The following is a 19,661-nucleotide window of genomic DNA, read 5'->3' as shown; positions in this document are numbered from 1 at the left end:
TCAGCCGGTAGCCGTTCCCAGCCGTCGACTCCATCCGCTTCCCCCCGGATGGGAGATGGAGGCCCTCATGGCCGCCGCAGATGCCGTTCCGGTCCAGCGCACCGCCCTGCCCCTCCAGCGTGGAAGCCAGGCTTCCGCCGTGACCCCGCAGCTGCGGCTGTCCGTCGAACGGCCCGAACCCGGTGCCGCCGTCGTCCACGTCCTGGGCGAGCTCGACGGGATCACCGCCCCCCGGCTCACCGAGCTGCTGGCCGCCCGGCTCCGCGGCACGCTGCGCACACTCGTCGTGGACCTGCGTGACGTGGACTTCCTCGGCGCCGCGGGGCTTTCCACGCTGCTGTACGCCGACCTGCTCGCCCGCCAGCGCCACATCGCGCTGTGCGTCCTGGCCGATGGCAACCGCGCGGTCAACCGCATCCTGGAGATCACCGGCGTCGACCGCCGCCTGACCGTGCGGCGGACCCCGGCCTGCTGACGGGCAGCCCCCAGTACCGTCGACCGCGTGCGCATCCTGTTCACGTTCGTCGGCGGCAGCGGGCACTTCCGCCCCCTCGTGCCCCTCGCGCGGGCGGCGGCCGCCGCCGGGCACACCGTCGCCTTCGCCTGCCCGGGCCGGATGGTGCCCGCGGTCGAGAAGGCCGGCTTTCCCGCGCTGGCCACCAGCCCGCCCGGCGGTGCGCCGCCCGACCGGCTGCCGCTGTCGGCACCCGATCCGCAGCGGGAGGAACGCGACCTGCGGGAACACTTCGCCCGGACCGGCGGGCGTGAGAACACCCCGGTCCTGCTGAAGCTCGCCGGGCAGTGGCGGCCCGACGTCGTGGTCCGCTGCGAGGTGGACTTCGGTGCCGCGCTGGCCGCCGAGCGCCTCGGCCTGCCGTGTGCGGTGGTCCTCGTGCTGGCCGCGGGCGGGTTCCTGCGCCCGGGCGTCGTCGCCGAGCCGCTGCACGAACTGCGTGCCGAGCAGGGGCTGCCCGCCGACCCGCGGCTGCGGATGCTCGCCGGTGACCTCGTGCTCGCCCCGTTCCCGCCGTCCTTCCGCGATCCGCGGTTTCCCGTGCCGGACGGCACTTTCGCCTTCCGGCAGGGCGATCCCCGGCCACCGGCCGAGGGGGAGATCGTGTACTTCACCCTCGGCACGGTGTTCAACACCGAATCCGGCGACCTGTTCTCGCGGGTGCTCGCCGGGCTTCGGAAGCTGTCCGCCCCGGTCGTCGCGACCACGGGTGAGCACATCGACCCCGCCGAGTTCGGCCCCCAGCCGGAGCACGTGCGCATCGAACGGTTCGTGCCGCAGGAGTCGCTGCTGCCGCGGTGTGCCGTCGTGGTGTCGCACGGCGGTTCCGGCAGCGTGCTGGGCGCACTCGCCCACGGCGTGCCGTCGGTGCTGCTGCCGATGGGCGCCGACCAGCCGCACAACGCCCGCCGCTCACTCGACCTGGGCACCGCGCGCCTGCTCGATCCGGTGACCGTGACGCCTGAGGACGTCGAAGCCGCGGTGTCGGCCGTCCTCGCCGACGAGCGCTACCGGCAGGCCGCCGACCGCCTGCGGGAGGAGACCAACGCGCTGCCCGGAGCGGACGCGGCCGTGCCGCTGCTGGAAAAGCTCACCTGACCACGCGCCGGAGCCGCCACCGCGACCGCATAGAGTGATCGGCATGAGCAAGCGCTTAGTGGCTCTCGGCGACTCCTTCACCGAAGGCGTCGGCGACGACGACCCCGGCCGCCCGAACGGTGTGCGGGGCTGGGCCGACCGGGTGGCCGAGGTCCTCGCCACCCGCGAACCGGACTTCCGCTACGCCAACCTCGCCATCCGCGGTCGGCTCCTGGGCCAGGTGCTGTCCGAGCAGCTCGAGCCCGCTCTCGCGATGGACCCCGACCTGGTCACGCTGTACGCGGGCGGCAACGACCTGATGCGCCCCAAGGTGGACATCGACGCGCTGGCCGACAAGTACGACAAGGCCGTCGCCCGGCTCACCGAGACCGGGGCGACCGTGGTGCTGTTCACCGGTGTCGACGGCGTCGAGGACCCGCTGTTCCGGCGGATGCGCGGCCGCACCGCGATCTACAACGAGCACGTGCGTGTCATCGCCGCCCGGCACGGCACGCGGATCGTGGACCTGTGGGCGATGCGGCAGCTGCGCGACCGGCGGCTGTGGTCGGCCGACCGCCTGCACCTCAATGCGCTCGGGCACGCCGAGGTCGCGATCGCCGTGCTCGACGTCCTCCAGGTGCCGCACGAGCTCACCCCGGCCGCGCTCGGCCCGCGCCCGGTCCTGCCGGTGCGGCAGCAGCGCGCGGAGAACCTGCGGTGGACCCGCGAGCACGCGCTGCCGTGGATCGGGCGGCGGCTGCGGGGCGAGTCCTCCGGCGACACGGTCAGCCCCAAGCGTCCGGCCCTGGCCCCCGTGGAGAGCTGACTCGCGCCCGGCGGTCACGGAAAGTTGTTGTCCGCCCGGTCTGGACTTCGCCCGGTCCGTCAGCGAAGGTGGCCCTGCAGAGTGATCCCCGTCACGGGAGGCCACGATGGTGCTCGGACGCAACGAAGCGAACAAGGTCATCGACAGCCAGGCCACCGAACAGCGGACGCAGGTCCGCCGTGCCGCCTTCGCCAGCGCGATCGGCACGACGATCGAGTGGTACGACTTCTTCCTCTACAACACCGCCGCGGCGTTGATCTTCCCCCAGCTGTTCTTCCCCGCGTCGAGCAGCTACGCCGGGGCGATGCAGTCCTTCGCCACCTACGCCGTGGGGTTCGCGGCCCGGCCGGTCGGCGCGGCGATCTTCGGCTACTGGGGTGACCGCATCGGCCGCAAGGCCACGCTGGTGATCACGCTGCTGCTGATGGGCCTGGCGTCGGCGCTCGTCGGCCTGCTGCCCGGTGCCGGGTCGATCGGGATCGCCGCGCCGATCGTCCTGGTGGTGCTGCGGCTGGTCCAGGGCATCGCGATCGGCGGCGAGTGGAGCGGGTCGGTGCTGCTCGCGATGGAGTGGGGCGACCAGCGGCGCCGTGGCCTGCTGGGCAGCTTCGCGCAGATCGGCGTCCCCGTCGGGCTCGTGCTCGGCACCGGCGGCATGACGCTGCTGTCGGCGGTGCTCAGCGACGCCGCGTTCGACTCGTGGGGCTGGCGGATCCCGTTCCTGCTCAGCTTCGTGCTCGTCGGCATCGGGCTGGTGATCCGGCTGCGGATCATGGAGACCCCCATGTTCGCCGCGATCGTGGCCAAGCAGCAGACCTCGCGCAGCCCCGTGGTGGACGCGATCAAGCACCACTGGCGCGAGATCCTGCTCTCGGCGGGCCTGCGGTTCAGCGAGCAGATGCCGTTCTACCTGTTCACCAGCTACGTGCTGGTGTACGTCGTGGCGGAGCACCACTACTCGAGGACGTTCGTGCTCAACGCGGTGCTCGTCGCGGCGGCGCTGGAGCTGGTGACGATCCCGCTGTTCTCGCAGCTGTCCGACCGGATCGGGCGCAAGCGGGTGTACCTGTCCGGCGCGGTGCTGACGGGCCTGCTGGCGTTCCCGTACTTCGCCGTGCTCAAGGCCGGCGGGTACGTGCCGATCTTCCTCATCGTGATCGCGTCGATGATCGGGCACGCCATGCAGTACGGGCCGCAGGCGGCGTTCATCGGCGAGAGCTTCCCGACGCACCTGCGTTACGGCGGCGCCGGGCTGGGCTACCAGCTCGCGTCCGTGTTCGCGGGCGGGCCGGCCCCGCTGCTGGCGACGTGGCTGCTGCAGGTCACGGGCACGCCGTACTCGATCTCGGCGTACATCCTGCTGGCCGTGGTCGTCACGGTCCTGTGCGCGGTGCTGATCACCGACCGTTCGCGGGCCGACATCGCCGACCACGCCACCTACGCCCGCCGGAGCTGACCGGGACTACTCCCGTTCGACCCTGCGCAGCCCGTGTGCCGGTGTCCACCACTCGACGACGAGGACCGTGGCCGCGTCGTCGAGGTGGGTGTGCACGACCTCGGTGATGTCGGTGTGGAAGCGCTCTCCCGCCGGGCCGTCCTTGATGGGCCCGGCGGGGATCGCGCGGCCGGAGATCTTCGCCTCGCCCGGCCAGTCCGCCTCGGCGCCCTGTACCGGGTCGACGGTGGCGCTGTGCAGGGCGAAGCGCGGGTCCCGGTGCAGGTCCGAGCCCTTGCGGGCCTGCGGCATGGAACCGAAGACCAGTTCGCCGTCCTCGAACTCCGCTTCGATGCCGGAGATGCGCGGCGCCCCGTCGGCGCGGATCGTCGCGATCGTCTTGTGCCGGTGCGCGTCGAACAACGCCTGCACGCGCCGCGCGAACTCCGGTACGTCGGCTTCGACGTCTCGCCAGGCCGTCATCACTGCTGGGGGTACTGCGGCGGCTGGGGCGGCTGCTGCGACGGGTACGGGCTGGCCGGCGGCGTCGTGTAGTGCTGGCCGGGCTGCCGCAGCGGCAGCCCCTGCTGCGGCCCGGTCGCCGGGCCCGCCTGCGGCGGCGGAGGCGGCGCCTGCGGGGCGGGTGCCTGCTGCACGGGCGGCTGCGGTGCGGCCTGGGGCGGAGCGGCGGGCGGCGGCGAGTCGACCGGGGCCTCCGGTGCCTGCTGCTCGGACCCGGACATGCTGCCACCCCGGAGCAGGTCCGGCGGCGGGGTGGACGGCGCGGCGCCCAGCGGGCCGGGCACCTCCTGGCGCGCCACCTTCTCCGCCTCACGCACCGCCTCGGCGATCCGGGGGTCGGTGGAGGTGTCGAACCAGCTCGCGACGTCGTCGTCCTCGAGGTTCGGCGGCGCCACGTCCTCGTCGGCGGGCGCCTCGTAGCGGAACACGCCGTCGTCACCGGACTTGCCGAACGCGCGGGCGAAGTTCTCCAGCGCCTTGCCGTAGTCGCTGGGCACGAGCCACACCTTGTTCGCGTCGCCCTGCGCCATCTGCGGCAGCGTCTGCAGGTACTGGTAGGCCAGCACCTCCGGCGTCGGACGGCCGGCCTTCACCGCGGCGAACACCTTCTCGATCGCCTTCGCCTGCCCCTGCGCCTGCAGGTAGCGGGCCGCCCGCTCACCCTGCGCGCGCAGGATGCGGGACTGCCGGTCGGCCTCGGCGGCCATGATCGTGGCCTGCTTCTGGCCCTCCGCCGCGAGGATCTGCGACTGCTTCTGGCCCTCGGCCGTCTTGATCGCGGCCTCCCGCTGGCCCTCGGCGTTGAGGATCATCGCGCGCTTCTCCCGGTCCGCGCGCATCTGCTTCTCCATCGAGTCCTGGATGGACGGTGGCGGGTCGATCGCCTTCAGCTCGACGCGCGCGACGCGGATGCCCCAGCGGCCGGTGGCGTCGTCCAGCACGCCCCGCAGCTGGCTGTTGATCTGGTCGCGCGAGGTCAGCGCCTGCTCCAGCGTCATCCCGCCGACCACGTTGCGCAGCGTCGTGGTGGTCAGCTGCTCGACACCGACGATGTAGTTGGAGATCTCGTACACCGCGGCCCGCGAGTCGGTCACCTGGAAGTAGACGACGGTGTCGATGGAGACCGTCAGGTTGTCCTCGGTGATCACCGGCTGCGGCGGGAACGACACCACCTGCTCACGCAGGTCGATCCGGGCGCGCACCCGGTCGAGGAAGGGCACGAGGAAGTTCAGGCCCGGCGAGGCGACGGTGCGGAAGCGGCCCAGCCGCTCGATCACGGCGGACTGCGCCTGCGGGACCACCATGATCGCCTTCGCGATCGTGACGATCACGAACAGCGCGATGACCGCGACAACGATGATCGCTGCGGTTCCCAAGTTCTCTCCCGATCTCCGGTGGGTTGCTCAAATCTCCGGGGACACCACGGCCGTGGCGCCCGCTATCTGTACCACGGTCACCTTCGTGCCGGGCTCGATCCGCTGACCTTCGGCGACGCTGCGCGCCGACCACACGTCGCCGCCCAGCCGCACCTGCCCGCCCTCGCCGTTGACGGTGGCCACGACGACCCCCGTGGTGCCGATGAGCGCCTCGGGCCCCATCTTGATCTCGGGGGTGTGCAGGAACCGCCGCTTGAGCGCGGGCCTGGCCAGCCACAGTAGCGCGACCGAGGCGACGCCGAACACGATGACGTCGACGACCACGTTGCCGGTGACCAGCGCCGCGCCCGAGGCCAGCAGGGCACCGCCGCCGAGCATGAGCAGCACGAGGTCGCCGGACAGCACCTCGGCGGCCATCAGCGCGATGCCCGCGATCAGCCAGATCAGCGCCGGTGTCATGGGGCTCATCGTGGCAGAAGGCGGCCGGTCGCAGCCACTGAACACGCGAAGCCACCCCGGGTGGACCAGCGGTTCAGCCCTCCGGAGCGGTGACGAAGTCGATCAGCCGCTCGACCGCGCCGAGCAGCGGGGTCTCCAGGTCGCGGAAGCCGGCCACGGCGCCGAGCACGCGCTGCCAGCCCTCGTACGGCTCGCCCCAGCCCAGCTCAGCGCAGACGCCCTCCTTCCACGGCACGCCACGCGGGACCACCGGCCACCGCTCGATGCCGACCGCGGCCGGTTTCACGGCCTGCCAGATGTCCACGTACGGGTGACCGGTGACGAGCACGTGCTCGTCGTGGATCGCCTCCACCAGCCGGGATTCCTTGCTGCCCGCGACGAGGTGGTCGACGAGCACGCCGAGCCGTCGCCGCGGGCCGGTGCCGAACTCCCCGATGCGCTCGGCGAGCACGTCCACCCCGTCGAGCGGTTCCACCACGACGCCCTCGACCCGCAGGTCGTGGCCCCACACGCGTTCGACGAGCTCGGCGTCGTGCTTGCCCTCGACCCAGATCCGGGAGTCACGGGCGGTGCGTGCCCGCAGGCCCTCGACCTTCACCGAGCCGGACGCCGAGATCCTCCTGGCCGGCTGGGCGGGCGCTTTCGGCGGCACGAGCGTCACCGGCTTGCCCTCCAGCAGGAACCCGGCGGGCTCCAGCGGGAACACCCGGTGCCGCCCCTGCCGGTCCTCCAGCACGACGGTGCCTGGTTCGAGCCGCACCACCGCCCCGCAGTAGCCGCTGCGCGGGTCCTCCACGACCAGTCCCGGCTCGGCCGCGACCTCCGGGATCTTCCGCCTGCGCGGCCCGGCGAGGATGTCGTCATACGAATGGGAGCGCACGACCGGGGACGGTAGCGCCGGATTCCTCAGCGCGTCGCGCCGCCACGCCGGGCGGGGAAGAGCAACGCGGTCAGCACGGTGGCGGCCGCGACGAGCCCGGCGGCGACGAGGAAAGCCAGGTGGTAGCCCGCGGTAAGCGCTTCCCGGACGGGCAGGCCGGGCAGCGCGCCGGTGCGCGCGGTGGCCAGCACCGCCAGCGCCGACAACCCGAGCGCGCCCGCGACCTGCTGGGTGGTGTTGAACAGTCCTGACGCCAGGCCGATGTCCTCGGGCCGGGCGTCGCGCATGCCGAGTGCGATGAGAGCGGGCATCGCCAGCCCGAACCCGACTCCCAGCAGCAGCAACGCGGGCAGCAGGTCCGGTGCGTAGTGGCCGCCGGCCGGCACGCGGGCCAGCAGGAGGAGCCCAGCCGTGATCAGCACGAGGCCGGTGAGCAGGACCGTGCGCTCGCCGAAGCGGTTGGTCACGCGGGCGGACACGGCGATCGAGACCACGGCGATGGCGGCGGCGACCGGCACCATCGCCAGGCCGGTCCACTCGGCGGTGTAGCCCAGCACCTGCCGCAGGTGCAGCACGACGAGGAACTGGAAGCCGAACATCGCGGCGATGAGCAGTCCCAGCACGACGTTCGCGCCCGACAGCGTGCGGACGGCGAAGATCCGCAGCGGCAGCAGCGGGCGCATGGCCTTGGCCTCGCGGAACAGGAACGCGGCGAGCAGCGGCACCGCCAGTGCCGCGGCGACGAGGTCGTTCTCGACGATCGCGTACACCCCGAGCATCAGTGCCGCGGTGACGAGCAGCGCGCCGAGCACGTCCGCGCCGTCGCGCAGGCCCGTGCCGCGGTCGCGGTCGAGCAGGCGCAGCGCGGCCAGGCCCGCCACGAGCCCGATCGGCAGGTTGATCAGGAAGATCCAGTGCCAGCTCGCGGCCTCGGTGAGCACCCCGCCCGCGACGGCGCCGGTCGAGCCGCCCGCGGCCTGCACGAAGCTGAACGCGCCGATCGCCTTGGCCCGCTCCCGCAGGTCGGGGAACAGGGCGACGATCATGCTCAGCGCGACGGCAGACGAGGCGGCGCCGCCGATCCCCTGCAGGAACCGGGCGGCGACGAGGATCCCGGCGTGCCACGCGAGGCCGCACAGCAGCGACGCGACGGTGAACATCGCGAGCCCGGCGAGGAACACCCGGCGCCGGCCCACCAGATCGCCGAGGCGGCCGCTGAGCAGCAGCAGCCCGCCGAACGCGATGAGGTAGGCGTTGATCACCCAGGCCAGCCCGGCCTGCCCGAAGCCGAGGTCGGCGCCGATCGAGGGCAACGCCACGTTCACGATCGTCTGGTCGAGCACGATCATCAGCGTCTGCGCGCACAACACGGCCAGCGCGAGCCAGCGGCGGCGAGCTGTGGCGGGCACGGTTTCCAGCACCTGACCTCCAAAGGGGCACGATTTGTAACAGGCTCATCGTGCGGCGGCCGGTGAGAGCGCGGAAGAAGGCAGTTTCGTGTTCCGCTGGCACATGGAGGTAACCGTCCAGGTCAGCCGCGCGGGCTCCGGGAGAGTTTTCCGGCGGGGCTTGGCTGCGGGTAGTTTCAGGGCATGGCCGACACCGCGCAGCTGACCGAAGCCTGCCCGATCGCCGAGGTGCTGGACCACGTCGCGGGCAAGTGGAGCATCGGGGTGCTCGTGGCCGCGGCGCACGGTCCCGTGCGGTTCACGGAGCTGGAGCGCGAGGTGGCCGGCATCAGCAGGCGGATGCTGACGCTGACGCTGCGCAAACTCGAACGCGACGGGCTGCTCGTGCGCACGGTGTACCCGACGGTGCCGCCGAAGGTCGAGTACTCGCTCACCGACATGGCGCGCGAGCTGTACACGTCGCTGACCGGCCTGCTCGGCTGGGCCGAACGGCACCGCGGCGACATCGCCCGCGCCCGCGCCGCCTACGACGCTGCGGGATAGCGCTCGCCCGCAGCGGGCGCTCAGGTGAGGGACGCCGAGAGTGCGAGCAGGGAGTCGGTGAACGCGCTGCGCCCCTGCCGCCGCAGCGGGCCGAGCGCGGCCAGCACGGCGATCGCCCGCGCCCACGCCTGGACGCGGCCGGGGTCGAAGGAAGGCAGCGCGGCGACCGCGTCGTCGAGGTCCCGGCCGGGCAGCAGCACCCAGTCCACGGTGTCGAACGCCGGGTCCCCGGCGCACGGCCGGGGGTCGATCACCACGGGCCCGTCGGCGCCGGCGAGGACGTTGGCGGGGTGCAGATCGCCGTGCAGCAGGGCGTTCCCGTCGTCGGCGGCCAAGGCCAGTGACGCGGCGAGGGAGGCCTCCATCAGCTCGGCGGGGACGCGGCCTTCGGCGTGGGGCGCGGCCAGCGCGAACATCTGCCGCACCCGGTCGGTCAGCGACGGGATGCCGGGCGGCGCGGGCACGGCGTGCAGGCGCGGGAGCAGGTCGTCGATCTCCTCGGGCCGCCAGCCGCGTTCGGACAGCGGGGTGCCGGGCTCGATCCCGGCGAGCAGGAGCGCCCCTTCCGCCACGTCGGCGTTGACCACGTCGACGACCTGCGGGCAGTCCGCCCACGCACGCAGCGCCGTGGCCTCGGTCCGGGTGATTTCCGTGTCGGGGCACAGCTTGAGCACCACCAACGCGCCGTCCCGGGTGCGGCATCGCAGCGTGCGGCCGGTGTTGCCGGACAGCGCGGCCTCGACCGTGAGACCCCAGCGGCGGGCCAGCCGCGCGACTCGCGCGGGCAGCTCGTCGCACCACGCGGCGGCTTCCGGGCCGAACCGGGTCAGCAGCCGCGCGCGGGCGGCGTCGTCCAGGATCAGAACAGGGGCCAAGGGATCGCCCGCCAGTCGTCCCCCGGCTCGGGGAACACCCCGGCGGCCAGCAACGCCTCGGCGCGTTCGGCGATCGCGCTGATCTCCAGTCCGGTCAGGTGCTGCGACAGCTCCTCGCCCAGCGGGCCGTAGATCTTCTCCGGCAGCGCGCGCAGCTTCTCCACCGCGTCCTCGGGCAGGCGCTCCCCGATCCAGCCCCACAGCACGGTCCGCAGCTTCGGCTCGGCGTGCAGGCAGATGCCGTGGTCCACGCCGTAGACCCGGCCGTCGGCGCCCGCGAGCACGTGCCCGCCCTTGCGGTCGGTGTTGTTGGCGACGATGTCGAGCACCGCGAGGTCGCGGACACCGGGGTGGTCGGCGTGCGCGAGGACCGCCGGGTCGCCGAGCCGGTCGTGGGCGTGCAGCACGGTCCGCCAGCCGGGCGGCACGTCCTCCGGGGCACGCACGTCGATCAGCTCGTCGTCACCGGTCTCGATCCACAGCTGCACCATGCCGGAGCCGAACGGCCCGTCCCGCAGCACGGTCGGCGGGATCAGGCCCAGCCCCGAGGCGTCCGAGAGCAGGAACGTGGCGACCTCGCGCCCGGCGAGCGTGCCGTCGGGGAAGTCCCACAGCGGGCGTTCACCCGACACCGGCTTGTACACCGCGTTGGCGGTCATGCCGTCCAGCTCCACCGAGCAGAACAGCGTGACGTTCGAGGCGTCCACCAGCCGGCCCTCCACCTCGAGCCGCCCGTGGGACAACAGGAGCCTGACGGCCGGATCGGCCGGGCTGAGGGACTCGGCCACGCGCTATTCCTCGGCCAGGTCGGTCTCGCGGCGGTAGCCGTTCTGCCGCGGGCAGATGTGGCCCGCCGGGTCGAGCGGCTCCCCGCACAGCGGGCACGGCTTGCGCCCGGCGTTGACCACGCGGTCGGCGCGTTCGGCGAAGGCGCGGGCGGCGGCGGGCGTGAGGAACACCCGCACCGCGTCCGGGCCCTCCTCGGTGTCGTCGAGCACCACCGTCTCGTCGACCTCGCCCTCGGTGATGGCGAGCAGCTCGACGACGACGGCCTTGCTCTCGGCGTCCCAGCCCAGCCCCATCGTGCCGACGCGGAACTCCTCCTCGACGGGCACGCTGAGCGGTTCGACGTCGACGAGGTCCTCGGGGACGGTCTCGGGCACGTCGGCGCCGAAGCGGCTGGCGACCTCTTCCAGCAGCGAGCCGAGGCGCTCGGCGAGCACCGCGACCTGCTGCTTCTCGATGGTCACGCTGATGGTGCGGACGTCCTCGGACGCCTGCAGGTAGAAAGTGCGGTCGCCAGGTTCCCCGACGGTTCCTGCGACGAACCGGTCGGGCTGGCGGAAGACGTGGATTACACGAGCCATGGCACCTCCGACCCTAGGCCACCGTTGCATGATCGGCATCCGCCGCCCCTGCCGAAGCGCAGTGGAGCCGGTCACGTCCGGCGCCGACTAAAGTGCAGCGGTGCCCCGAACCTCACCGTACGGAACCTGGACCTCACCGATCAGCGCCGCCGACGTCGCCGCCGCGGGTGGCGGCGCGCAGTGGCTCGACGCCGTGGACGGCGAGCTGTGGTGGGCCGAGGCCAGGCCGGCGGAGGGCGGCAGGCTGGCGGTCGTGCGCGCGGACGGCACCGAGGTGCTGCCCGCGCCGTGGAACGCCCGCAACAGGCTGCACGAATACGGCGGGCGCCCGTGGGTGGCGATCGGCCGTTCCCTGTACTTCACGCACTGGGACGACCAGCGGGTGTACGTGCGTGATCTGGACACCGGGGACGTGACGCCCGTTTCGCCGGAACCGCCTGTGCCCCAAGGCGTCCGCTACGGCGATCTGCGGCGTGGTCGCGACGGCGAGGTGTGGGCCGTCCGCGAGACGAGCACCGGGCCGCGGCGCACCGACGTCGAACGCGACCTCGTCGCGTTCGCGGGAAGCGAACTGCGCTCGCTCGCCGCCTCGCACCGGTTCCTCACCGCGCCCCAGCTGTCCCCGGACGGCCGGCACGCGGCGTGGCTCGGCTGGAACCACCCCGCGATGCCGTGGGACGAAACGGAACTGTGCGTCGCGGAGGTGCGTCCGGGCGGCGCGTTCGGGCCGCACCGCGTGCTCGCCGGGGGCGCCGGCGTCTCGGTGTGCCAGCTGGAGTGGGAGTCGCCGGAGACGCTGCTCGCGCTGGCCGATCCGGACGGCTGGTGGAACCTGCACCGCGTCGGGCTCGACGGTGCGCTGACCAAGCTGGCGCCGGTCGAGCAGGAGCTCGGCGGTGCACTGTGGAAGGTCGGCTCGCGCTGGTTCACGCCGTTGGGCGGCGGGCGGCACGCCGTGCTCAGCTCGGGCCGTCTCGCGGTGCTCGACGAGCACGCGCGCACCGTCACGCCGGTGGTGCCGGAGCTGACCGAGTGGGCGCCCGCGCTCGCCGCGTTCGACGGCGGGGTCGCGGGGATCGCGGCAGGGGCGGACCGGGAAAGCGCGGTCGTGCGCGTCGATCTCGGCACGGGCACGGCGACGCCGGTCGTGTCCTCGGCCGAGCCGCCGCCCGCGGCGTACCTGCCGGTGCCGGTGGAGCGGGTCTTCACCGGTCCGGACGGCGAGCGGATCCCGGCGTACGTCTACCCGCCCGCCAACGCCGACTTCACCGCGCCGGACGGGGAGCTGCCGCCGTTCCTGGTCCACGTGCACGGCGGGCCGACCGGCCGCAACTACCCGGTGCTGGACCTGGACTTCGCCTACTTCACCAGCCGCGGCATCGGGGTCGTCGCGGTGAACTACGGCGGCTCGACCGGTTACGGCCGCGCCTACCGCGAGCGGCTGCGCGAGCAGTGGGGCGTCGTCGACGTCCGCGACTGCGTGACCGTGGCGCGGGCGCTGGTCGCCGAGGGCGTCGCCGACCCGGCACGGCTGGCGATCCGGGGCGGCAGCGCGGGCGGGTTCACGTCGGCGGCCGCGATGACCACCGAACGCACCTTCGCGGCGGGCACGATCAAGTACCCCATCCTCGACCTGGCGGGCTGGACCGGCGACGGCGGCGAGACGCACGACTTCGAGTCCCGGTACCTCGACGGCCTCATCGGGCCGTTGGACACCGCGCGGCAGCGCTACGCCGAGCGCTCCCCGCTCACCCACGCCGCCGCGCTCACCGGCCCGGTGTTGTTCCTGCAGGGCCTCGACGACCAGATCTGCCCGCCCGACCAGGCCGACCGGTTCGTCAAGGCGTTGCGCGGCACCGGGATCCCGCACGCGTACCTGACGTTCGAGGGTGAGCAGCACGGCTTCCGCAGGGCCGAGACCATGATCACCGCGCTGGAGGCGGAGCTGTCGTTCTACGGGCAGGTGTTCGGGTTCGACACCCCGGGCGTGCCGCGGCTGGAGCTCCAGCGGTGAGCACGGTCGCGCTCGTCACCCCGGCCGGGCCGGTCGCGCCGGAGCTGCTGGACGCGGCGACGGCCGAACTGGAGTCGTGGGGGCTGACGGTGAAACGCTTCGCCACCGCGGGGAACCGGCACCCGTCGCTGCGCTACCTCGCCGACACCGACGAACAACGCGCCGCGGACTTCCAGGCGGCCTGGCTGGAACCCACCGTGTCCGTCGTGATCGCCGCCCGCGGCGGCTACGGCACGCAGCGCATGCTGGACCTGCTCGACTGGGACGCGCTGCGCGCCGCCGGGCCGAAGCTCTTCGCCGGCAGCAGCGACGTCACCGCCCTGCACGACGCGATCGCCACCCACCTCGGGCTGCCGACCCTGTTCTCCCCCATGCCCGCGGGAACGTTCTGGGACGCACCCGCCGCCGCGGGGCTGCGCGCAGCGTTGTCCGAGCCCTCGCGCCCGGTGGTCGTGCGGGGAACGGCGGTCGTGCCGGGCACGGCCCGGGGCGTCACGACGGGCGGGAACCTGAGCCTGCTCGCCGCGGGCGTCGGGACGCCGGAGCACCGGCGGCCGGCCGGGGCGATCGCGTTGCTGGAGGACGTGTCCGAGGCGCCGTACCGGATCGACCGGATGCTCACGCAGTTGCTGCGCGCCGGCTGGTTCGACGCGGTCACCGGCATCGTGCTGGGCTCGTGGACCGACTGCGGGAACCCGGAGGAGGTGCTGCTCGACCGGCTGGCGCCGCTGGGCGTGCCGATCCTGAGCGGTGCCGCGTTCGGGCACCTGCCCGGCGCGGCGACCGTGCCACTGGGTGTTCCGGCCACCCTCGAAGCGGGCACCCTGACCGTCGATGGACGCTGAAACCCGGTTCGCCGCCGCCCGCGTCGCGCGGCTCGCCACCGCCGACGCGGCCGGGGTGCCGCACCTGGTGCCGGTCACCTTCGCGCTGGACGCGGGCGAGATCGTGTTCGCGGTGGACCACAAACCCAAGCGCAGCACCGATCTCAAGCGGCTGCGCAACATCGCCGCCAACCCCGCGGTGAGCTTCCTCGCCGACGGCTACGACGAGGACTGGACGCGCCTGTGGTGGGTCCGCGCCGATGGCCACGCCCGCGTCCTCGACGCCGACCCGGCGGCCGTCGCCGCCCTGCGCGCGAAGTACCCGCAGTACCGCGACCACCCACCGGAAGGGCCGGTGGTGCGGACGACGGTCAGCGCGTGGCGGAGCTGGGCGTCAGGCTGAGACCCCGCCGCCCTCGGCCACCGACCCGGCCGCGGGGCGGCGCCACGCCCCGATCAGGCCCAGCGGGTCCGGGCGCAGCAGCGACGCGGCCGCGTACACGCCCAGCGCGATCGTCACCACGACGAACCACCAGTCGTACAGCGCCTGCTCGCCCGTCGGGTAGTACGCCATCACCAGGAACACCGCGACCCCGACGACGACCGCGAGGTGCCTGCGGCGCCACGGGAACGCGGCGGCGACCACGAAGCCCCACGTGAGGTACCAGGGCAGGGTCGGCGGGGCGAGGATCGCGGTGGCCAGCAGCGTCATGGCCATCCGGAAGATCGCCTCGTTGCCGCCGAACCGCGAGCGCCACCACTGCCGCACCGCGAACACGGCGAGCGTGAGCATCGCCAGCGCACGGGCCACGGTGACGAACGGCGACTCGGGCACGTTGATCACCAGGTGCACCAGGGTGTAGGCGATCTGGCCGAGGCCGGTCGGGAAGTTCACCCAGTTCGTCACCAGCGTCGGCGCCTGCAGGCCGGTCACCCAGCCGAGGTTGAACGAGCCGAGCGACACCCAGGTGCCCAGCACGAACACGACGGCGAAGATCCCGACCGACGCGGCACCGGCCTTGAGGAAGTTGCGCACGCGGCTCTCACCGGACAGGTGGTTGGCCCACACCCACACCAGGAACGGCAGCGCGACCGCCGCCGTGGGCTTGATGAGCATGCCCAGCGTGACGAGCGCGATCGCCAGCGCGTGCTTGCGTTCCAGCGCGGCGAGCACGCCGATGGTGAGGAAGCCGAGCATCAGCAGGTCGTTGTGCGGGCCGCCGACGAGGTGGATCACCGTCATCGGGCTGGCCACGGCGAGCCACATCGTGATCGGCAGCTTGCCGCCGAGGTGGCGCACGAGCCGGGGCAGCGCCCACAGCATCGCGCCGAGGCCCAGCAGCAGCACCAGCCGCGTCACGATCACACCGGCGATGACGTTGTCCCCGGTGAGGGCGACGACCCCCTTGGCGACGAGCAGGAACAGCGGGCCGTAGGGCGCCGGAGTGGTCTGCCACACCGGGTGCACGTTCTGCACGACGTTGGGCAGCGTCTCCAGCTCCGCGGGGCCGTGCGCGTACGGGTCGAGCCCGTGCAGCAGCTGCGCGCCCTGGCCGAGGTAGGAGAACACGTCCCGGGTGAACAGCGGCGGCGAGATGATCAGCGGCGCCATCCAGCACGCGGCCGCGATCACGATGGGGCGGCTGCCGATCCGCCCGGCGAGCATGTAGCGGCCCAGCCGCACCCACGCCCACACCACGAGCCCGAACCCGGCGTAGAGCACCGCGTTGGCGAGCATCCGGCCGTGTCCGTAGCGGACCCACGACAGCGGGCCCGTGCCGATCACCGGGTCGCGGATGAGCACACCGCCCGCGCCGAGCGCGCCGAGCAGCAGCAGGACGCTGCCGATCGTGCCCATCGAGATGGTGCGGTACGGGAACCGGGAGGGCACCCGCGCACGCGCCGTCCCCGGGTGCGCCTGCGGCGCCCCGGCGTCGGAGTCCAGTGCCGGGACCTGCGCCGCGGGATCAGTAGTGGTCGCCATTTCGTCTGAGGAGACTACACACCGCGCGCGGGCGGATTCGCGGCGGCGGCGGATTGCACGCCTCCCGGCAGCGCCGCGAGCAGTGACCGCGTGTAGTCGTGCTGGGGCGCCAGCAGAACCTCCTCGACGGTGCCCACCTCCACCAGCCGCCCGCGGTACATCACCGCGACCCGGTCGGCGATGTTCCACGCCAGTCCGAGGTCGTGGGTGATCACCAGGCCCGCGAGGCCCAGTTCCCGGCGCAGCCGCAGCAACAGCCCCAGGATCTCCCCGCGCACGGAGGCGTCGAGGGACGCGACGGGTTCGTCGGCGACCAGCACGCTGGGTTCGAGTGCGAGCGCCCCGGCGATCACGACCCGTTGCCGCTGCCCGCCGGACAGCTCGTGCGGCAGGCGGGACAGGAACTGCTCGGCCGGGCGCAGTTCCGCGGCCTCCAGGGCCTCGACGACGCGTTGTCGTTCGTCGCCGGGCAGCCCGTGGATGCGTGGTCCCTCCGCGACGGCCTCGTACACCGTGTGCCCGGGGTTGAGCGCGCTCGCCGGGTCCTGCAGGACCAACTGGACCTGCCGCCGGTACGCCTTGAGCCCGCGTTCGGTCAGCGGGGAGCCCCGGTACAGCACCTGACCCGCGGTCGGCTTCTGCAGCCCCAGCAGTGTCCGGGCGAGGGTGGTCTTGCCGGAGCCCGACTGCCCCACGAGCGCGACGATCTCGCCCGCCCGCACCTGGAGGTCCACCCCCGCCACCGCGGCGATGTCCCCGTACGACACCCGCAGGTCCCGTGCCTCGAGCAGCACGTCCTGCTCGGGCCTGGTCTCCGGTTCGGGCGGCAGCGGGCTGCTCGTCGCGGGTGCGAAGCGTGAGGCGGGATCGCCGACGGTCGGGAACGCCGCGGCGAGTGCGCGGGTGTGCTCGTGCCGGGGCGTGGCCATCAGTTCCTTGCCGGGGCCCTCCTCGACCAGTTCGCCGCGGTACATCACGGCGATGCGGGCGCACGTGGCGGCGAGCACGGACAGGTCGTGGCTGATCATGATCAGCCCCAGCCGCTGCTCGGCGACCAGCTTGCTGAGCAGCTGGAGCACCTGCGCCTGCACGATGACGTCCAGCGCGGTGGTCGGCTCGTCGGCGATGATCAGCCGGGGGCGGCAGGCGAGCGCCATCGCGATCATGACGCGCTGCTTCTGCCCACCGGACAGCTCGTGGGGATAAGCCCCCGCGCGCGACGCGGGCAGGTCGACCTGCTCCAGCAGTTCCGCGACGCGGGCCTTGACTTCGGCGTCGCCCGGCGGTTTCTCCGCGTGCAGGCGGATCGGCTCGGCGATCTGGGTGCCGATGCTGCGCACGGGGTTGAGCGCGTGCATCGCGCCCTGGAACACGATCGAGGCCTCGGACCAGCGCACCGCGCGCAGCCTGCCCCAGCGCATCGCCGTGACGTCCTCGCCGTCGAGCAGGATCTCCCCCGACACGCGCGCGGACTTCGGCAGCAGCCGCAGCACGCCCATCGCGACGGTGGACTTGCCCGAGCCCGACTCCCCCGCCACGCCCAGCGTGTCGCCGGGTTCCAGGCGCAGGTTCACGTCCCGCACCGCCTCGACCTCCCCGCCCGCGGTGCGGTAGGTGATGCCCAGGTTCTTCAGCTCCAGCAAGGGACTCACGAGCGGCGTCCCTTCAGGCGCGGGTTCACGACGGTCTCCAGCGCGCGGCCGACGAGGGTGAAGCACAGCACGATCACCACGATGGCGAGCCCCGGCGGCAGCAGGTACCACCAGGCGCCGCCGGTGACCGCGCCCGAGGACAGCGCCCGCTGCAGCATCGAGCCCCACGACACCGCGGTCGGGTCCCCGAGGCCGAGGAAGGACAGCGTGGACTCCGCGATGATCGAGTTGCCGACCACCAGCGTGGTGTTGGCCAGCACCAGTGGCAGGACGCCGGGCACGACGTGCTTGCCGATGACGTGCAGGTGCCCGCCGCCCAGTGCCCTGGCGCGCTCGATATAGGGGCGGCTTTCGATGGTCAGCGTCTGCGCCCGCACGAGCCGCGCGGTCGTGGGCCACGACGTGACGCCGACGGCGAGGATGATCGTCGCGATGCCCTGCGGCAGCACCGTGGACAGCGCGATCGCCAGCACCAGCGAGGGCAGCACGAGGAAGAAGTCGGTGAACCGCAGCAGCACCGCGGCCACCCACCGGCCGAAGTGCCCGGCCGCGATCCCCACCACCGTGCCGATGAGCACCGACAGCAGCGTCGCGGCGAACCCGACGAGCAGCGACACCCGTGCGCCCCACAGGGTCAGCACGAGCACCGAACGGCCGTCGATGTCGGTGCCCAGCGGGAACTCCGTGCTCGGGGCCTGCAGCGGGCGGCCCGGCGCGTTGGTGACGTCCAGCTGCGCGGGGTCGGTGAGCACGGGCGCGAGCAGCGCGAGCACGACGATGGCCACCAGCACGGCCAGGCCGGCCAGCCCACCGCGGTTCGCGGCGAACTCGCGCCACACGCGCGCGGCGGCCGAACGCCGCCGCTGCCACACGATCGCCGCGGTCACCGGGCACGCACCCGCGGGTCGAGCACCCGGTAGAGCACCTCGGCGAGCAGGTTCATCACGATGACCGATCCGGCCAGCACCAGGAAGACTCCTTGCAGCAGCGGGAGATCCGGCACCCGCAGCGCCTCGAACGTCAGCAGCCCGAGGCCGGGCCACGAGAACACGGTCTCCACGGTCACGGTGCCCGACACCACCATCCCGAACTGGAGGAACACCAGCGTCACCATCGGCAGCATGGCGTTGGGCACCGCGTGACGGCGGCGCACCAGGTCGTCCCGCAGTCCCTTCGCGCGGGCGGTGGTGAGGTACTCGGCGTCCATCTCGCCGAGCAGCGACGAGCGCATGACGAGCATGTACTGCGCGTACTGGACGAGCAGCAGCGTGACGCACGGCAGCACCAGGTGGTAGGCGATCGTGCCGGTCTGGGCGAAGAAGCCGGGCCCGGCGTCGGGTGAGCGCATGCCCCCGCTGGGGAACAGCCCGCGCGTGGCGATGAGCAGCAGCAGGCCGAGCCAGAACTGCGGCACCGACCACAACGTCAGCGCGACCCCGGTGTGTGCGCGGTCGAAGGCGCTGCCCCGCCGCCACGCGGCACGCACGCCCAGCCACATGCCCAGCGCCACCGCCAGCACCGTGGCGGTGCCGACGAGCAGCAGCGTGGGCAGGAACCGTTCCGCGATGAGGTCGGCGACCGGGCGGTTGTAGCCGAACGAGGTGCCGAGGTCGCCGTGCAGCAGCCCCCACACGTAGTCGCCGAACTGCTGGTACAGCGGCTTGTCCACGCCGAGCCGGGCCCGCAGCTGCGCGAGCTGCTCCGGGCTGGTCGGGCGGTCCTTCGTCAGCGTGGACACCGGGTCGCCGGGGATCATCCGGAACAGCAGGAACCCCAGTGCCGCCACCAGCACGAGGCTCGCGACGGCCGCGCCGGCCTTGCCCAGCAGGAACCGGGCGGTCCCGGTGCCGCCCCGCCGCTCGCCGGGATCGGTCAGCTCGGGGCCGGCCAGTACTTCGGTCACG

Annotated in this window: 20 protein-coding genes; 8 read left to right on the top strand and 12 right to left on the bottom strand. The window is 73.1% G+C overall.

Going from position 1 to position 19,661, the window contains the following annotated elements; all coding sequences use genetic code 11:
* Positions 1 to 67: 67 nt before the first annotated feature.
* From ABFX51_RS21850 to ABFX51_RS21835, 4 genes are all read left to right on the top strand, one after another.
* Positions 68 to 475 carry an STAS domain-containing protein gene (locus ABFX51_RS21850; RefSeq protein WP_346054767.1) on the top strand — a complete coding sequence of 136 codons (408 nt, stop codon included), beginning with the start codon at positions 68 to 70 and terminating at the stop codon, positions 473 to 475.
* A gap of 27 nt (positions 476 to 502) precedes the next feature.
* Positions 503 to 1,612 carry a glycosyltransferase gene (locus ABFX51_RS21845; protein ID WP_346054766.1) on the top strand — a complete coding sequence of 370 codons (1,110 nt, stop codon included), beginning with the start codon at positions 503 to 505 and terminating at the stop codon, positions 1,610 to 1,612.
* A 43-nt stretch (positions 1,613 to 1,655) separates the two neighbouring features.
* The gene (locus ABFX51_RS21840) at positions 1,656 to 2,417 is read left to right on the top strand and encodes an SGNH/GDSL hydrolase family protein (protein WP_346054765.1); all 762 of its coding nucleotides are present in this window, start codon (positions 1,656 to 1,658) and stop codon (positions 2,415 to 2,417) included.
* A gap of 106 nt (positions 2,418 to 2,523) precedes the next feature.
* On the top strand, positions 2,524 to 3,873 hold the full coding sequence (locus ABFX51_RS21835; RefSeq protein WP_346054764.1) for an MFS transporter: 1,350 nt from the start codon (positions 2,524 to 2,526) through the stop codon (positions 3,871 to 3,873).
* Positions 3,874 to 3,879: 6 nt separating this feature from the next.
* Here ABFX51_RS21835 and ABFX51_RS21830 read toward each other — a convergent pair whose 3' ends face one another.
* The 5 genes from ABFX51_RS21830 to ABFX51_RS21810 form a co-directional block, all read right to left on the bottom strand.
* A complete protein-coding gene (locus ABFX51_RS21830; protein WP_346054761.1) occupies positions 3,880 to 4,335 on the bottom strand; it encodes a pyridoxamine 5'-phosphate oxidase family protein in 456 nt (151 codons plus the stop codon).
* Positions 4,335 to 5,750 (bottom strand): SPFH domain-containing protein, encoded by a 1,416-nt coding sequence (locus ABFX51_RS21825; RefSeq protein ID WP_245782851.1) that lies wholly within the window; start codon positions 5,748 to 5,750, stop codon positions 4,335 to 4,337. The genes ABFX51_RS21830 and ABFX51_RS21825 overlap by 1 nt, the downstream gene beginning before the upstream one ends.
* 27 nt (positions 5,751 to 5,777) lie before the next feature.
* Positions 5,778 to 6,209: an NfeD family protein gene (locus ABFX51_RS21820; protein WP_091504055.1), complete on the bottom strand. Its 432-nt coding sequence runs from the start codon at positions 6,207 to 6,209 to the stop codon at positions 5,778 to 5,780.
* 73 nt (positions 6,210 to 6,282) lie between these two features.
* Positions 6,283 to 7,089 carry a DUF3097 domain-containing protein gene (locus ABFX51_RS21815; RefSeq protein ID WP_346054760.1) on the bottom strand — a complete coding sequence of 269 codons (807 nt, stop codon included), beginning with the start codon at positions 7,087 to 7,089 and terminating at the stop codon, positions 6,283 to 6,285.
* 26 nt (positions 7,090 to 7,115) lie between these two features.
* Positions 7,116 to 8,510, bottom strand: coding sequence for an MFS transporter (locus ABFX51_RS21810; RefSeq protein ID WP_346054759.1), 1,395 nt, complete (start codon positions 8,508 to 8,510; stop codon positions 7,116 to 7,118).
* A gap of 171 nt (positions 8,511 to 8,681) precedes the next feature.
* On the opposite strand from ABFX51_RS21810, the gene ABFX51_RS21805 reads away from it, so the two are divergent.
* Positions 8,682 to 9,041, top strand: a complete 360-nt coding sequence (locus ABFX51_RS21805; protein WP_091504053.1) for a winged helix-turn-helix transcriptional regulator — start codon at positions 8,682 to 8,684, stop codon at positions 9,039 to 9,041.
* Positions 9,042 to 9,061: 20 nt separating this feature from the next.
* Here ABFX51_RS21805 and ABFX51_RS21800 read toward each other — a convergent pair whose 3' ends face one another.
* From ABFX51_RS21800 to ABFX51_RS21790, 3 genes are read right to left on the bottom strand one after another with little or no spacing between them, the layout of a single operon-like run.
* Positions 9,062 to 9,916 carry an aminoglycoside phosphotransferase family protein gene (locus ABFX51_RS21800; protein ID WP_346054758.1) on the bottom strand — a complete coding sequence of 285 codons (855 nt, stop codon included), beginning with the start codon at positions 9,914 to 9,916 and terminating at the stop codon, positions 9,062 to 9,064.
* Entirely contained in the window at positions 9,901 to 10,704 is an 804-nt protein-coding gene (locus ABFX51_RS21795; RefSeq protein WP_245782850.1) for an SCO1664 family protein, read from the bottom strand. The genes ABFX51_RS21800 and ABFX51_RS21795 overlap by 16 nt, the downstream gene beginning before the upstream one ends.
* Positions 10,705 to 10,707: 3 nt before the next feature.
* Entirely contained in the window at positions 10,708 to 11,283 is a 576-nt protein-coding gene (locus tag ABFX51_RS21790) for a DUF3090 domain-containing protein (RefSeq protein ID WP_091504052.1), read from the bottom strand.
* Between the two features lie 100 nt (positions 11,284 to 11,383).
* Between ABFX51_RS21790 and ABFX51_RS21785 the strand changes: the two genes are divergently transcribed.
* From ABFX51_RS21785 to ABFX51_RS21775, 3 genes are read left to right on the top strand one after another with little or no spacing between them, the layout of a single operon-like run.
* Positions 11,384 to 13,297 carry a S9 family peptidase gene (locus tag ABFX51_RS21785; RefSeq protein ID WP_091504051.1) on the top strand — a complete coding sequence of 638 codons (1,914 nt, stop codon included), beginning with the start codon at positions 11,384 to 11,386 and terminating at the stop codon, positions 13,295 to 13,297.
* Positions 13,294 to 14,142, top strand: coding sequence for a S66 peptidase family protein (locus ABFX51_RS21780; RefSeq protein ID WP_091504050.1), 849 nt, complete (start codon positions 13,294 to 13,296; stop codon positions 14,140 to 14,142). Before ABFX51_RS21785 ends, ABFX51_RS21780 begins: the two co-directional genes overlap by 4 nt.
* Positions 14,132 to 14,524 carry a TIGR03668 family PPOX class F420-dependent oxidoreductase gene (locus ABFX51_RS21775; protein ID WP_091504049.1) on the top strand — a complete coding sequence of 131 codons (393 nt, stop codon included), beginning with the start codon at positions 14,132 to 14,134 and terminating at the stop codon, positions 14,522 to 14,524. The genes ABFX51_RS21780 and ABFX51_RS21775 overlap by 11 nt, the downstream gene beginning before the upstream one ends.
* On the opposite strand, the gene mptB is transcribed toward ABFX51_RS21775, so the two are convergent.
* Genes mptB through ABFX51_RS21755 form a run of 4 tightly spaced genes read right to left on the bottom strand, consistent with a single transcriptional unit; the run spans position 14,516 to position 19,660 of the window.
* Positions 14,516 to 16,105: a polyprenol phosphomannose-dependent alpha 1,6 mannosyltransferase MptB gene (gene mptB / locus ABFX51_RS21770; protein WP_091504048.1), complete on the bottom strand. Its 1,590-nt coding sequence runs from the start codon at positions 16,103 to 16,105 to the stop codon at positions 14,516 to 14,518. The genes ABFX51_RS21775 and mptB overlap by 9 nt on opposite strands.
* A 14-nt stretch (positions 16,106 to 16,119) precedes the next feature.
* A complete protein-coding gene (gene nikE, locus ABFX51_RS21765) occupies positions 16,120 to 17,757 on the bottom strand; it encodes a nickel ABC transporter ATP-binding protein NikE (protein WP_346054757.1) in 1,638 nt (545 codons plus the stop codon).
* Entirely contained in the window at positions 17,754 to 18,644 is an 891-nt protein-coding gene (locus ABFX51_RS21760; RefSeq protein WP_346054756.1) for an ABC transporter permease, read from the bottom strand. The genes nikE and ABFX51_RS21760 overlap by 4 nt, the downstream gene beginning before the upstream one ends.
* Entirely contained in the window at positions 18,641 to 19,660 is a 1,020-nt protein-coding gene (locus tag ABFX51_RS21755; protein ID WP_428832491.1) for an ABC transporter permease, read from the bottom strand. Before ABFX51_RS21755 ends, ABFX51_RS21760 begins: the two co-directional genes overlap by 4 nt.
* Position 19,661: the final 1 nt, after the last annotated feature.

Origin of the sequence: Amycolatopsis dongchuanensis, from assembly GCF_039542405.1 — a bacterium.
GTDB lineage: Bacteria > Actinomycetota > Actinomycetes > Mycobacteriales > Pseudonocardiaceae > Amycolatopsis_E > Amycolatopsis_E sacchari.
This window is presented reverse-complemented; position numbering and strand designations above follow the sequence as displayed.

Bases quoted from the DNA above. Each gene is read 5' to 3' on its own strand.
- ABFX51_RS21840 (WP_346054765.1), top strand. From the start codon at position 1,656: ATGAGCAAGCGCTTAGTGGCTCTCGGCGACTCCTTCACCGAAGGCGTC.
- ABFX51_RS21850 (WP_346054767.1), top strand. From the start codon at position 68: ATGGCCGCCGCAGATGCCGTTCCGGTCCAGCGCACCGCCCTGCCCCTC.
- ABFX51_RS21775 (WP_091504049.1), top strand. From the start codon at position 14,132: ATGGACGCTGAAACCCGGTTCGCCGCCGCCCGCGTCGCGCGGCTCGCC.
- ABFX51_RS21805 (WP_091504053.1), top strand. From the start codon at position 8,682: ATGGCCGACACCGCGCAGCTGACCGAAGCCTGCCCGATCGCCGAGGTG.
- ABFX51_RS21835 (WP_346054764.1), top strand. From the start codon at position 2,524: ATGGTGCTCGGACGCAACGAAGCGAACAAGGTCATCGACAGCCAGGCC.
- mptB (WP_091504048.1), bottom strand. From the start codon at position 16,105: ATGGCGACCACTACTGATCCCGCGGCGCAGGTCCCGGCACTGGACTCC.
- ABFX51_RS21790 (WP_091504052.1), bottom strand. From the start codon at position 11,283: ATGGCTCGTGTAATCCACGTCTTCCGCCAGCCCGACCGGTTCGTCGCA.
- ABFX51_RS21830 (WP_346054761.1), bottom strand. From the start codon at position 4,335: ATGACGGCCTGGCGAGACGTCGAAGCCGACGTACCGGAGTTCGCGCGG.
- ABFX51_RS21820 (WP_091504055.1), bottom strand. From the start codon at position 6,209: ATGACACCGGCGCTGATCTGGCTGATCGCGGGCATCGCGCTGATGGCC.